At 59.9% G+C, this 12,902-nt stretch carries 12 protein-coding genes; 5 read left to right on the plus strand and 7 right to left on the minus strand.

Translation table 11 applies throughout. The features are described from left to right. The first annotated feature begins 254 nt into the window (after positions 1-254). From PV407_RS05820 to PV407_RS05835, 4 genes are read left to right on the plus strand one after another with little or no spacing between them, the layout of a single operon-like run. On the plus strand, positions 255-992 hold the full coding sequence (locus PV407_RS05820) for an ABC transporter ATP-binding protein (protein ID WP_332088949.1): 738 nt from the start codon (positions 255-257) through the stop codon (positions 990-992). After that, positions 989-2,371, plus strand: a complete 1,383-nt coding sequence (locus PV407_RS05825) for an ABC transporter permease (RefSeq protein WP_332088950.1) — start codon at positions 989-991, stop codon at positions 2,369-2,371. Before PV407_RS05820 ends, PV407_RS05825 begins: the two co-directional genes overlap by 4 nt. A gap of 24 nt (positions 2,372-2,395) precedes the next feature. Then, positions 2,396-3,478 carry an efflux RND transporter periplasmic adaptor subunit gene (locus PV407_RS05830; protein ID WP_332088951.1) on the plus strand — a complete coding sequence of 361 codons (1,083 nt, stop codon included), beginning with the start codon at positions 2,396-2,398 and terminating at the stop codon, positions 3,476-3,478. A gap of 26 nt (positions 3,479-3,504) precedes the next feature. Next, positions 3,505-3,681, plus strand: a complete 177-nt coding sequence (locus PV407_RS05835; RefSeq protein WP_332088952.1) for a hypothetical protein — start codon at positions 3,505-3,507, stop codon at positions 3,679-3,681. 202 nt (positions 3,682-3,883) lie between these two features. On the opposite strand, the gene PV407_RS05840 is transcribed toward PV407_RS05835, so the two are convergent. Together PV407_RS05840 and PV407_RS05845 are read right to left on the minus strand one after the other, a co-directional pair. Then, on the minus strand, positions 3,884-4,171 hold the full coding sequence (locus PV407_RS05840) for an SgcJ/EcaC family oxidoreductase (protein ID WP_332088953.1): 288 nt from the start codon (positions 4,169-4,171) through the stop codon (positions 3,884-3,886). Positions 4,172-4,174: 3 nt separating this feature from the next. Further along, positions 4,175-4,309: a hypothetical protein gene (locus PV407_RS05845; protein ID WP_332088954.1), complete on the minus strand. Its 135-nt coding sequence runs from the start codon at positions 4,307-4,309 to the stop codon at positions 4,175-4,177. 153 nt (positions 4,310-4,462) lie between these two features. On the opposite strand from PV407_RS05845, the gene PV407_RS05850 reads away from it, so the two are divergent. Further along, the gene (locus tag PV407_RS05850) at positions 4,463-4,957 is read left to right on the plus strand and encodes a MarR family transcriptional regulator (protein ID WP_332088955.1); all 495 of its coding nucleotides are present in this window, start codon (positions 4,463-4,465) and stop codon (positions 4,955-4,957) included. Positions 4,958-5,491: 534 nt separating this feature from the next. Here the strand turns inward: PV407_RS05850 and PV407_RS05855 are convergent. The 5 genes from PV407_RS05855 to PV407_RS05875 all read right to left on the minus strand — a co-directional run bounded on the left by PV407_RS05855 (position 5,492) and on the right by PV407_RS05875 (position 12,836). Next, positions 5,492-6,604, minus strand: a complete 1,113-nt coding sequence (locus PV407_RS05855) for a glycoside hydrolase family 18 protein (RefSeq protein ID WP_332088956.1) — start codon at positions 6,602-6,604, stop codon at positions 5,492-5,494. A gap of 208 nt (positions 6,605-6,812) precedes the next feature. Next, the gene (locus tag PV407_RS05860) at positions 6,813-8,066 is read right to left on the minus strand and encodes a hypothetical protein (RefSeq protein ID WP_332088957.1); all 1,254 of its coding nucleotides are present in this window, start codon (positions 8,064-8,066) and stop codon (positions 6,813-6,815) included. Positions 8,067-8,240: 174 nt separating this feature from the next. After that, on the minus strand, positions 8,241-9,974 hold the full coding sequence (locus tag PV407_RS05865) for a sensor histidine kinase (RefSeq protein ID WP_332088958.1): 1,734 nt from the start codon (positions 9,972-9,974) through the stop codon (positions 8,241-8,243). A 1-nt stretch (position 9,975) separates the two neighbouring features. After that, entirely contained in the window at positions 9,976-11,079 is a 1,104-nt protein-coding gene (locus PV407_RS05870) for a helix-turn-helix domain-containing protein (protein WP_332088959.1), read from the minus strand. 95 nt (positions 11,080-11,174) lie between these two features. After that, a complete protein-coding gene (locus PV407_RS05875) occupies positions 11,175-12,836 on the minus strand; it encodes an extracellular solute-binding protein (RefSeq protein ID WP_332088960.1) in 1,662 nt (553 codons plus the stop codon). Between the last annotated feature and the right edge of the window lie 66 nt (positions 12,837-12,902).

Below are 12,902 nucleotides of genomic sequence, written 5' to 3' on the forward strand. Positions count from 1 at the left end.
TTTGCTCCAGCGAATACTGGACCCGCCTTGCCGACGGCGAGGCGGACGCTTCGTTCATGGCCCGGGCCGCTTCCGGCTCGGCCCCCCGTTCGACCGGACGCCTTCCCTCGAAAACGTTAAGAAAAACTTCACTTTTTCTTGAAAAACTATTAAGCCCCTTCCTGTAACATAGGAACTGTTTGCGAAACGGTCCGCGAGCGGTTTCGCGGCAACGGACAATGGCAGCGCGCAATTCAATTATTCGGAGGGGTATCGTGCTAGTCGTGCAACAGCTTTCCCATTCGTTCCCGAACGGGAACGAATCGACGCAAGTGCTCGCCGGGATCGACTTCCGCGTCGAACGCGGAGAAATGGTCGCGCTGCTCGGCAGCTCCGGCTCGGGCAAATCGACGCTGCTCAACTTGATGGCCGGCCTGATGAAGCCGACCGAAGGCAGCATCCTCATCGCCGGACGCCGGATCGAGGCGATGGGCGAAAACGAGCTCGCCGTCTTCCGGCGCACCCACATCGGCTTTATTTTCCAATCGTACGAATTGATTCCCCACCTGACCGTGCGCGAAAACGTCGAGCTGCCGCTCGTTTTTCAGGGACGAAGCGTCAAGGAGCGGCGCGAGCGGGCTGGCGAGCTGCTCTCGCGCGTCGGCTTGACGGGCAAAACGGAGCTGTTTCCGTCGCAGCTGTCCGGCGGCCAGCAGCAGCGGGTCAGCATCGCCCGCTCGCTCATTACGGAGCCCGCGGTCGTCTTCGCCGACGAGCCGACGGGCAATCTCGATACGAAGACGGAAGCGGAAATTATCGATCTGCTCATCGAGCTGAACGAAAATTCCGGCATCACGTTCGTCATCGTCACGCACGAGCACGAAGTGGCCCGGCGGACGAAGCGCATCATTCAGCTGCGCGACGGCCGGCTCGTCGAGCCGGACCCGCAAGACGCTCCCGACGATCCGGCTCCGGGCGGCGCGAATCGGCGGCCTGCGGAGGTGCGGCCATGAGATTGCGCGATTATATCGTGCTCGGCTGGGATCAGCTGCGGCGCCGCAAAGTCGTCACGCTGCTGTGCGTCATGGGCATCGCCATCGGCTCGGCTTCGATCGTCGTCGCCCTGGCGTTCGGCGAATCGATCTCGCACTACAGCACGAAGCAGATGAGCTATTATTTGAAAACGGACGAAATTACCGTCATGAACAGCGCACGCGGCTCGGGACAACCGTCGGGCGGGGACGACGATTTCGGCGTGCTGACGAAGCAGAAGCTGAATCTCATCCGTTCGCTGCCGCACGTGAAAAGCGTCGCCGGCAAAGAGAACGTCGGCCAAATGGAGTTCGTCGCGGACGACTCCAAAGTCGCCTCCGTGGAGCTGTTCGCCACCGATTTGACGACGCTCGCCGATTTCGGGACGGAGTTTCAGCAAGGGGCTCCGGTCGACCAGGACAACGTCATCGTGCTCAGCTATACGGCGACGCTCGGGCTCCGCGACCTCCAATCGTCGTTTAGCGAATCGGCGCAGCGCCAGCGGGCCGAGGAGGAGCGGGCGATCATCGAAGGCCGCGAAACGGCCAAAATCGTTTCGTACCCGCTGTACCGCAAGCAAATCCGCCTGACCAAAACGATCACGCTCGGAGACGGGACGACGCGAACGGTCGAATTTCCGGTGCGGGTCGTCGCCATCGAGAAGCGCCCGGACTATTCGTCGGACCGCGCCCTTTATTTCTCGCAAAAAACGGCGTACATCTCGCCCGGCCTCGCCCGGCAGATCAAGGAGGCGATCGCCGCGGCCAGCGGGGATACGACGACGTTGGCCGGCAGCGCGGAGAGCAGCTACGACACCGTCGTCGTCAAGGTCGATCAGGCGGCGAACGTCGCCGAGACGGACCGGCTGATCCAGTCGCTGAAGCTGCGCACGATGAACAATTTGAGCCGGCAGGAAAGCCTCGGCAAAGAGTTCGTCATCGTCCGCATCATATTCGGCGGCGCCGGCCTGTTCATTTTATTCGTCGCCTCGATCTCCATCATCGTCGCCATGACGATGTCGACGCATCAACGGCGGCGGCAAATCGGCATCATGAAAGTGCTCGGCGCCAACTTGAAGCAGATCCGCAACATGTTCGTCGTCGAATCGGCGCTCCTCGGCTTCATCGGCGGATTGGCCGGCATTTTGTTCGCCTATTGGGTCATCTGGGGGATCAACATCATTTTGATCCGCACGAACAACGGAGGCGGGGGCGGCGGAGACGCGGAAATATTGTTCATCAGCTTTTGGATTTTGCCGCTCGGCATGTTTTTCGCGGTGCTGACCGGCGTCATGTCCGGCATTTTCCCGGCGATCAAAGCGTCGCGAACCGACGCCCTCACCGCGATCAAGCGAGAATAGAAACGGGTTAAAGGAGCAAGCGCAATGCGTAAAAAGAAAACGTGGCTGTACTTCGGGATCGCGGTGCTGCTGTTCGCCGTCAGCAGCCTGCTGTACGTGCAAAGCCATCCCGGCGCGCCGAGGACGCCGGCGGCACAGCAGAGCGACAAGCTGACGTTCAAGGTCGCGAAGGAAAACTTGGCGAACGCGGTCGAGGTGAAAGGGAAATCGGCCTACGTCAAGGAGACGATCGTATACGCGCCGTTTTCGGCCGACGTGGCCGAGTGGCTGGCGGCGGACGGCGCCCAGGTCGAGAAAGGCAGCCCGCTGTTCAAGCTCGACGACAAGGCGATTCGCGACGAGATCGCCCAGCAGACGTCGGCGATTCGCAAGTCCGAGCTGGAGGCGCAGCTTAGGGAAGCCGAGCAGGCCGCCGCGGCGAAAGCCGGCGAAACGATCGCCGCGAACGAAGGCGAGGCGCTGCAGCGTTATGCGAAGCACGCTTCGAAGGGCGTACAGGACGAGCTGGATCAAATCAACCGTTCGTTGCTCGGCGCCCAGCTCGAAACGAAGCGGGACAAGCTGGCGAAAGCGGCCGTGACCGCGCCCGAATCCGGCATTTTCATGCTCACGGCGGCCGCCAAGCCGCAAAAGGTGGCCGAAGGCGAAGCGGTCGGCAAAATCGTCGACGTCTCCAGGCTGCAAATGACGACGTCGGTCGGGGAATACGACGTCTTCCGGATTCAGCCGGGCATGCAGGCGCAAATTACGATCGACGCGATGAAGCAGACGAAGCTGACCGGCAAAGTCGAAAAAGTGTCGAAGTTTCCGAAAACGACCGGGACGAACAATACCGGTCCGGCGCAATTCGAGGTCGTCATCTCGCTCGATACGCACGAAAGCCTTGTCGCCGGGCTGAACTTGACCGCCGCGATCGAAACGGACAACAAAAAAGACGTGCTTACCGTATCCACGATCGCGGTGCAGCGCGACAAGGACGGCTACTACGTCATGGTCGAAACGCCCGAAGGCCCGCAAAAGCGGCCGATCAAGGTCGGGCTCGAAACGGCCGACAAAACCGAGGTGCTGGAAGGGCTGCAGGAAGGCGACACGGTCGTGCTGCAATAGCGCGAACGATATTCGGATTGCGAAGGATGAAGCGGCTTTCGGCGGTCGGGACGGATAACGAAAGCAGCCGCGAACAGCGGATTGCGGAAGTTGAGCGGATTGCGAAAGCCGAACATATGCGGCAGCCGAAACGGCGAATGGCGGAAAATAGCGGAACAAACGTTCCGCTATTTTTGCGTAATCTGGCGCAGACAGACAAATAAAGGAAGCGAATTTCCGCTATTTCTCCGTATTCGTGGGCCGTTCCGCCCCATAGCGGAAAACGGGCTCCGCTTTCGTTTCGCTTCGCTGCGCTGCGGCAATTGCTGCCGCAACCGCTGCGACTCTACACGCCTGACGCCCCGGATAGCGGCAGGACGGGAGCCGCAGCTTGGCGGAGCCGGCGTTCGGGCATGCCATTCCGGTTTAGCGCCTGCCCGCAGGCATCTCCTGGATACGGCAGTTATGAAAGGCGGTCAGCTTCCAGCTGCCGTTTCGCTTCACGACGACATTCGTATTGATCGATCCTCTGTCGCCGCGATCTTGCGCCGGATCCGCAAGCTTTGTCTCGCCTGTCGCATGAATGATCGCAACATCGGGGGCGATGAACCGCGCCCGGAGCTCGCGCGAAACGCTGGAAACCAAGACGGAGCCTTTAAGCGGTCCGTCGAACAGCATTTGGTGAACGTCGGCGATTTGCTTGCGCCCCTTCAAATGCTACCCCATGAACGTCACGTAATCGGCGTCCTCCGTAAAACAATCGCCGTAGGCGGCGCCGTCGCCTCTGTTCCAGCTGTCGCTCAACTTTTCCATTAATTCGCCGATCGCTTTCAAATCTTCTTGATTCGTCATTTCGCATCGTTCCTCTCCATTGGGAATTCGTTTGGCGGTGTATGCGGGCTATGTTATACTGAAGAGCATAACAATCTTGATGAGAAAATATTCTCGATTAATTAATTATCTCAATTCATCAAGATATTATCATCTTAGCTTGGAGGTTTTCATATGTCAAGCGAAAATAACGACGCACGGCTTGCGGAGCTGACAGCCTCCCAGCAGGCGCTGCTCGACGAGCTGCGCCAAAACAGCGCGCGAGCCGTTATGCTCCACCAGCTCATATCCGATCGGCTGGGCCTCAACGTCACCGACCATAAATGCCTCGATTTCCTGTACCGTTCCGGCCCGGTGACCGCCGGCCAGCTGGCGCAATTGACCGGCTTGACGACGGGAGCCGTTACAAGCGTTATCGATCGGCTGGAGCAGGCCGGGTACGTGATCCGCGATAAAGATCCGAACGATCGGAGGCGCGTTATCGTCAAACCGGCATCGGACGGCTCCGCGCGCATCTCGCCGTTATTCCGGTCGATCACCGAGGCGACGATCGACATCATCTCGAAATACGACGAGCGGGAAACGCTTCTCATCCTGGACTTTATCCGGACGAGCAACGAAATGGTTTTAGCCGAAATGAACAAACTGAAACAGACCATCGATTCCTGACGCCTCATCCCCACAAACAAAAACGTCTATCGACGTCTTTCGAGGATGAGCGCAAACCGACGGCTTCCGAAACGTAACGGACGCCACGGCGCTTATTTCGCGAAAATCGGCCGTTTTCAATCGTAACGGACACCATTGCTTATTTGCTCCGAACCTTGTTGGTTGTGCCGAAACGGAGGCGAAGCGGGAAGCGAGATGGAAATGTTCCCGCTATTTTCGGTCGTTTCCCGTTTCCGGGCGGAACAACGGGAAAACGTCCCGCTAATGTCGACCAAACCGTACTTTTCGCCGATACTACGCCATTTTATCGGGAGCTTTTCCATGTATTTCGAAACGACGCCGATAGGAGAGCGAGTTAACCGGAGGTTTTCCCGTTCGTTCGATTCCAACGGCCAGGCAGGAATTGGATGCGCCGGATGCGGAATTCAGTCATCCGAACCGCGAGATCATTAAATCTTAATACATACAAAAACATCCGGCTCGTCCCTTGAAGGCGAGACCGGATGTTTTCCTTTTTGCGACGCACCGCCGCGTTTATTGATGTCGCACCCAATCGTCCATCCAAGACTGCCGGTCCGGGGCGTAGTCGTGACCGTCCCTCGGATCGGGCTCCTCGAGAATGAACGTGCTCCACCAAAAAATGCCGGCTCCGTGCACGCCGTTCGCGTCGATCCGCGGATCGCTCGTCCGCTCGAGCGCCAGCCGGTCCCGGGCCAGCTTCAATCCGGCGGCGGCGTTCGCGATATGCTCGACCGCCGGATCGTGGTAGACCGTGCCGTCCTCCGCCGTCTTCTTCTCGTAGGCCGGCATCGTCGGCACGAGCTTGACGGACGGGCGGGCGCTTTGCGCAATGGCGCGCGCATACCGGACGATCGTCGTTTCCCAAAATCGCCGGTACGTTTCCGGACTGTCGACGGGCGATCCCCAGCCCATCTGGTCGTACATCATCGGATGGATCATATTGAACACGCCGGCGATCTCGCGAATGTACGCGTCCGACCATACCGCCGCATCCGTCGGGGCGGCGATCGAGAAAATCGCCTCGTCGTTCAATACGGTCCGGACGTGGCGCGCCGTCTTCAGCAATACCGCATCGTCCGGCAAAAACCCTTCGATATCGAGATGAATGCCGTCCGCCTTGTACAGCTTCCCTTCGTACGGGATTCCCTGGTTGACGAACTTGTCCGCGACGGCGCGCAGATTGGCGTTGTAGACGTCGTTGCCGAAGGTCGGGTTGCTTACCCGCCTGCCGTCCTGCCATGCGTACCGCGTGCCGTCGCTGACCGTCACGACGACGCGCTGGTCGGGAGCGTTCTCCCGCGTCGCCTTCATCCAGCGGGCGAGCTCCGCGTAGCCGCCCTCCGGCAGCGTCCCGTTCGTCGCCCCGCCGTTTGAAACCAGCATCCCGACATCCGCCAGCTGGTAGCGAATCCGGTATTGCTGCAGCCCGAGCACCCGCTCCTTCATCTGTTCGTCCGTCAGCGGCTCGGCCCCGCTGAACCAGTACGAATTCAAATAAGCGGCATTGTCGACCTGCCGCTGCGGCGGCTCTTCGCCGCCCGTCGCCGCTTGCCCGAATACGGCGATCGTCCCCCACAACAACATAAACAATGCCGACATCGCGACGGCCGCCGCTTTCCGCTTCATTTCCGTTTCCTCCCGGATGTCCGATTCTCGGTGACGATTATGGATTAACCATACACTGGAATGTTTCGGTAAGCAAAGACCCAAATGTTAGGTCTAACGGCCGTTTTACGCAAAATTAAGCGGAAAGCACTACGTGCGTCGTTCCCGTTCCGGCAAAAATACCCGCCCCCTGCCGGGGACGGGTAATCGGATATGCCTAAGCCGAGCGCTACTTTTGGGCGACCCACTCCTTCATCCACCATTCCCGGTCCGGCGCGTAATCGTGGCCGTAAGGATCGTTCGGGTCCGGACCGATAAGAATGAATGTGCTCCACCAAAATATGCCCGCCCCGTGTACGCCGTTTTTGGCGATTCTCGGATCCGCTTTCCGGTCGATCGCCAGCTGATCCCTCGCCATTTTCAACCCTATCGCCGCGTTGAGAATGTTTTCGACGGCGGGATCGTGGTAGACCGTTCCGTCCTCCGCGACCTTTTTCTCGTAGGCGGGCATCGTCGGATTCAGCATCGCGGACGGCCGGCTGCTGTTCGCGATGGCGTGCGCGTACCGGACGATCGTCGATTTCCACAGCTGCCGGTACGTTTCCGGGGAAACGACCGGGGAGCCCCAGCCCATCTGATCGTACATCATCGGGTTCAGCATATTGAAAATGCCGGCCATTTCCGTGACGTAGGCGTCGGACCAAACGGCCGGGTCGGCCGGCGAAGCGATCGAATAGACGGCCGTCTCGCTCAATGCGGTCCGTACGTGCTGCGCCGTCGCTTTGAGCACCGGATCGTTCGGCAGGAATCCTTCGATGTCGAGCTGGATGCCGTCCGCCTTGTACCATTGTCCTTCGTACAGCACGCCTTGATTGACGATTTTGTCGGCGAACGCCCGCAAGTTGTCGTTGAAGACGGCGTTTCCGAAGTTCGGATTGCTGACCCGCTGGCCGTTTACCCAAAAATATCGTCTGCCGTAATTGACCGTTGCGATAATTTTTTGCGCGGGGTCCGTCTCTCGCGAAATTTTCATCCACCGTCCGAGCTCCGCATAGCCATTTTCCGGAAGCGTGCCGTTGTATGCGTCGCCGCTGTCGACGAGAATGCCGATGTCCGCCAGTTGATATTTGATTTTATACTTCTGCAGCTCCAGCACGCGCTCTTTCATTTGCGCGTCGGTCAATGGCTCGACCCCGCTGAACCAGTACGAGTTCAAATAAGCCGTATTGTTCGTTTGCCAAACCATATTCCCTCCGCCTCCTCCTCCGCCCCCGCTTCCGTCGACCGCCTTGTACGTAATTTCTTCCGTCCGTTTCCAGGTCAGCTCCTCCGTCCGCTTCACCGTCCATTCCACGCCGCCGCCTTGACCCGCATCCGACGTCGTCCGAGCGTCCGTCTGTTCCTGCCCGTACGCGTTCCACGCAAACAAGGACGAAAACAGGGCGGCCAGCATGAACAGCATTGCCGATTTTCGCTTGATCATCGCTTATCCTCTCCTTGATGCCAGGTTCTTGATGCCAAAGCATGATAAGATGGACCTCCTTTCCCCTCCATCTTATAGCGCTTTCAAGGAAAGTTTTAGCACTCCCATCAACGAAAAATTGCACTATTCACCGCTTGAAGCAAAAAGGGCGCAGTCTTTGCCGCGCGAACGGCGCTATCCTTCCGCGAATTTCGGGATCACGATCTTGACCGAGGTGCCGATGCCGCGCCCGCTGCGGATCGAGACGCCGTACGGCTCCCCGAACTGCAGGCGAATGCGCTCGTGCACGTTGCGGATGCCGTAGCCGGCCTTGACGCCGGAAGGGGCGAAAATCGCCTCGATTTTGCCCGGGGGCATGCCGACGCCGTCGTCGATAATTTGGAACACGAGCGTTTCGTCCTGCGCATAGCCCCATATTTTCAGCCAAATCGGCTCGTCGCCGTACCACGAATGCTCCAGCACGTTCTCGATGAACGGCTGCAAAATGAGCTTGATCGTATCGTACCGGAACAACTCTTCGTCGATCCGGAAGCTGAAGCGGAGCCGGTCCCGATGCTTGATTCGCTGAATGTCGACATACGCCCGCGCCTGCTGCCATTCGTCCTCGATCGGGATGATCGCGCGCCCGTCGCTCAGCGTAAGCCGATAAAATTTCGCCAGAGCCAACACCATGTCGTGCAGCTTGCCGATTTCCCCGAACTTCGCCAGACGGCTGATCGAGGACAGCGTGTTGTACAAAAAATGCGGATTGATCTGCGCCTGCAGCGCCGCCAGCTCGGCTTCCCGCTTGCGCAAATTGGCGACGTACACGTCGCGGATCAGCTTGTCGGTCTGTTCCCCCATCTCGTTCAGCGCCTGAAAAATGCGGGCGAATTCGTCGCCTCCGGAATAAGCCGTCCGCCGAAGGAAGTCGCCCTCGCGGAATGCGTCGAGCACGGCGACCACATTCGCGACCCGGCTCGCGAAAAACCGCGAGACGACGACGCCGAGCAGCGCCAAAAACAGGAAGCTGACGAAGCAGACGAACAGCGTCAAATGGCGCACTTTGGCCGCCCCGCTCTCGACGAGCCGGTTCGGGACGTAAGCCGCGATCGTCCAGCCGAGCTCGGGAACCGCCTCCTCGACGGTGAAGAAGCTCCGCGCCTTCCCGCTTCCCGGCAGGAGCCGCGGCGGATCGCCGGAGGTGTACATCGGCTCGCGCCTTTCGTTCAGGACGGCGATGTAGGTCGCGTCGCCGATTTTTTGCGCGTCGATCGTCTTGAACAGCTCCCCGATTTTTACCGTGATGCGGATGAGGCCGAGCGGGTTCAGCCGGTATTCGTCGTTCAGCCGGCGCACGAGCGAAATGTTGCGGAACGCCGCATCCGTTTCGATTTGCATGAAGCGAACGGTCGCGTCCGGTTTCCCTTCCGCCCCCGGCAGCCCGGCGTACCAAGCGCGGTCCGCGATCCGTCCGATATGGTACAGCTCGAACCGTCCGGCCTTCGATTGCAGCGGGTCCGCGTCCGGATTTTGGGCGTAATAGATTTCCGGCAGCGTGTCGCTCGCGACATAGACGGACAGCCAGATCGGAACGCCGGTCGCGTTCGTCGCGCCCAGCAGCTTCGGCTTCAAATAGTTCGTCGTCGCCTCGTAGCTCGCCCAGCCTTCCTCGTAGCTGCGCAAGTACTGCTGCAGCTTCTGGTCGTAATAGAGCAAGCCGGAGACGCGCTTCAAATCTTCCAGCGCGTAGGCGACGTTGTCTTTCATTTGACGCAGCGTCCCTTGAATGCCCGCGGAATACTGCTCCTTGACGGACCGGCGCGTCGACGTATACGCGTACGCGCCGATCAGAACGACCGGAATAAGCACGAACGCCAAATACGACAAGACGAGCTTTTGTCCGAACGAGATCGTCCCGGCCCGCATGTCAGCACCGCCTGCGGTATTCGCCCGGCGTCATGCCGAACGTGTCTTTGAAATGGCGGCTGAAGTACGTCAGACTGCGGTAGCCGACAAGCCCGGCGACCTCATACACTTTCAGCTTCGGGTCCTGCAGCAGCCGCCTCGCTTTCTCCAGCCGCCGGGCGATGACGTAATCGCTGAAATTGATCCCGGTCTCTTCCTTGAACAAGTGGCCCAAATAGTTCGGGGCGAACGAAAACCGGTTCGCGGCGTCGCGCACCGTAACGGAGCCGTCGAGACGCTCCTCGACGTACCGCTTGATTTCCTCGACGAGCCGGCGGTTTTTTTTGACCCGTTTGCGGTGCAGCTTCTCGGAAATTTCGAACGTTTTGCGCCGCAGCCAGCTTCTTACGTCTTCGGCCGTTTCGAAACGGAACAGCAGCTCCATGCTTTGCAGCTCCGTGCCGGTCAGCTTGTAAAACGATTCGTTGAACTCGCGCAAATAATCGTCCAGCTTGGCGATCGCGTACAGGACGAAATGATACGCCGCATGCTTCGTGCCGACGCTGCTTGCCAGCGCGAACAAATCGCCGATGGCGTCGTCGATCCGGACGAGCTCGTAGCGCGATATCGCCGCGAACATGTCGCCCAGCACGGCATCCGGCTCCGCGACGTCCCGCGCGACGCGCGGATCGCGGCCGCCGGGCCCGATCAAGCGGCCTTTGCCGTAAAACATGTTGTCGCCGAACCGCTCCCGATCGAGCGACTCCGCCGCCGTTCGCAGCGCCTGCGCCATGTCTTCGTCGTCGACCGGCTTGAGCACGTAGCTGCACGCGTTCATTTGGATTGCCTGCTTCGCGTACTGAAAGTCGGCATAGCCGCTCACGAATACGACCTTCAGCCCGGGACGAAGCGCGGCCGCTTGCCTCGCGAGCTCCAGGCCGGACATGTTCGGCATTCGGATATCGGTCACGAGCACGTCGATCGTCTCCCGGCTCATCACGTCCAGCGCCGCATAACCGCTGTTCACTGCGGCCGCGACTTCCATCCCCAGCTCCTCCCACGGCGTAAAGCGGCGAAGCCCGTCCAGGTCGAGCTGCTCGTCGTCGGCGAGCAACACCTTGTACATGCGCGGTCGTTCCTTTCCGAAGCATGATCGGAGGCGGGCGCGAATCGCTTCCCGCCCCGTATCATCTATACGCCCGGCCCGGACTCGTTATCCTGCTACTTGACGCCCATTTTGGCGCGATTTTCGCGCCATTTGGCGGTTTTGTACTGCAGCAGCCTGTCGTAGCCGGCCGCCTTCGCCTCCTTGTCCGCTTGGTCGAGGACGGCGATCACCTCGGCGTCGCTTGCGGCCGTAAGCGCTTTCGCCCTCGCTTCGGTATAAATGTTTCGGACGGCTTCGGCGATGCGGCCTTCCTCCGACGACGGTTCGGGGTCCAAATTGACGAACGGCGTCGCGTCGTACGACGTTTCCAGGTTGATCGCCTTCTTCGGCTCCTTCTCGTTTCTTTTTTCCGAGGACGGGCGCTGCTTCTCGACGCTTTCCCACACTTTGCCCATAAACGTCGAATTGCCCGCCCATTGAAACGTGTCCCATACGCCGAGCAGCCGGTTGATCTCGCCCGTTTCGTCGAAATAGTTCGGCTTGAGCAGCGGCATTCCCGACTCGTCGGTCCCGCTCCAGTACAAGCTTTCCGGCCCGAAATTCATAATGCGCTGCCCTTCCTCGCCGGTAAGCCAGTCCAGATAGGCGAAAATGCCTTCCGGATCGGCCGCGCTCGTCGTGATGACGGATACGTTCCAGCCGGTCGTGTCGTACTGCGTCGGCCATACTTTCGCCCGGTCCACTCCCGCCTTGCGCAGCGGCCAGATGAGCTTGTAGCCGACGCCGGAAGCGGAAGCCTGCTGCGTCAAGTTCCCCCGGCGAGTCAGGTCGGTTACGTTGTATGCCGCCATAACCGCCGTTTTGCCGGACGTCACTTTGTCGCGCACCTGCTCCAGCGTCTGCGTGAGCGCATCCCGGGGCAGCAGCTTCTCCCGGTACAGCTTGCTCGCGAACTGCATCGTTTCCCTGTAGACCGGGTCGGCGAATATCGAAGTCAGCTTGTCCCCTTCGGGAACGGCCAGCTGCGACACGAACAGCGTCGGATGATCGCCCGCGAACCCGGAGTACAGCAAGTCGACGCCTTGTCCCAAAATGCTCGTTTCGAACGGAACGACGTCCGGATAGCTTTGCTTGACGCGCTGCAAATACCGGTACAAATCGTCGAACGTTTCCAGCGGAGGCGAACCGAGCTCCTCGTATATGATTTTGTTCACGCTGTAGCCGCCGTTGCCGGTCGGCGTCGCCGTATGCCAGTTCGGAAACTGGTACAGCTTGCCGTCGTCCGAGCGGAGCAGACGGATCGCCTCCGGCGTCGCCCATTTTTTCAAATTCGGATACTTGTTCAAATAATCGTCGAGCGGCACGAGCTTGCCCGCTTTGCGCAGCCGCTCCACGTCCGCGCCGCGCTCGGTGAAAATAACGTCAGGCAGCGCGCCGGAGGCGATCATCGCGTTCAGCGTCTGCGCCGCCTTCCCTCCGGAAGGCACGCTTTCGACGGTGACCCGTTTATGCTCCTTGATCCAGCGCGTCGCCGGGTCGCCGCCCCAGGGCTGCATCTCGTACCAGTCGTAATTGCCGAACAAAGTAAAAGAAAGCGGGGCTTGTCCGAGGCGGAAGCCGCCGCTCCCGTCCGTTTCGCCGCCCTTCGGCCCGTCTTGCTCCGTTTGCGGCGGCTGCGTCGCGGCGGGCTCGGCCGAAGAGTAGCAGCCGGATACGAGCAGCACCGCCGCGATCGTTGCGGCCGCATGCCGCGTTCGCCGTATGGCAATCGTCATCGTCACTCCCCCATTGTTCATTATAACGCACATCAAGGGCAACAATGGGACTTTAGGCGGAACGTC

It is taken from the genome of Paenibacillus sp. GYB003 (assembly GCF_036577625.1).
Taxonomy (GTDB): Bacteria; Bacillota; Bacilli; order Paenibacillales; family NBRC-103111; genus Paenibacillus_AB.

Excerpts from the sequence above, each read along its gene's own strand:
- PV407_RS05825 (WP_332088950.1), top strand. The coding sequence starts at position 989 with ATGAGATTGCGCGATTATATCGTGCTCGGCTGGGATCAGCTGCGGCGC.
- PV407_RS05835 (WP_332088952.1), top strand. The coding sequence starts at position 3,505 with ATGAAGCGGCTTTCGGCGGTCGGGACGGATAACGAAAGCAGCCGCGAA.
- PV407_RS05860 (WP_332088957.1), bottom strand. The coding sequence starts at position 8,066 with ATGATCAAGCGAAAATCGGCAATGCTGTTCATGCTGGCCGCCCTGTTT.
- PV407_RS05845 (WP_332088954.1), bottom strand. The coding sequence starts at position 4,309 with ATGACGAATCAAGAAGATTTGAAAGCGATCGGCGAATTAATGGAAAAG.
- PV407_RS05865 (WP_332088958.1), bottom strand. The coding sequence starts at position 9,974 with ATGCGGGCCGGGACGATCTCGTTCGGACAAAAGCTCGTCTTGTCGTAT.
- PV407_RS05830 (WP_332088951.1), top strand. The coding sequence starts at position 2,396 with ATGCGTAAAAAGAAAACGTGGCTGTACTTCGGGATCGCGGTGCTGCTG.
- PV407_RS05870 (WP_332088959.1), bottom strand. The coding sequence starts at position 11,079 with ATGTACAAGGTGTTGCTCGCCGACGACGAGCAGCTCGACCTGGACGGG.
- PV407_RS05850 (WP_332088955.1), top strand. The coding sequence starts at position 4,463 with ATGTCAAGCGAAAATAACGACGCACGGCTTGCGGAGCTGACAGCCTCC.
- PV407_RS05875 (WP_332088960.1), bottom strand. The coding sequence starts at position 12,836 with ATGACGATTGCCATACGGCGAACGCGGCATGCGGCCGCAACGATCGCG.
- PV407_RS05855 (WP_332088956.1), bottom strand. The coding sequence starts at position 6,604 with ATGAAGCGGAAAGCGGCGGCCGTCGCGATGTCGGCATTGTTTATGTTG.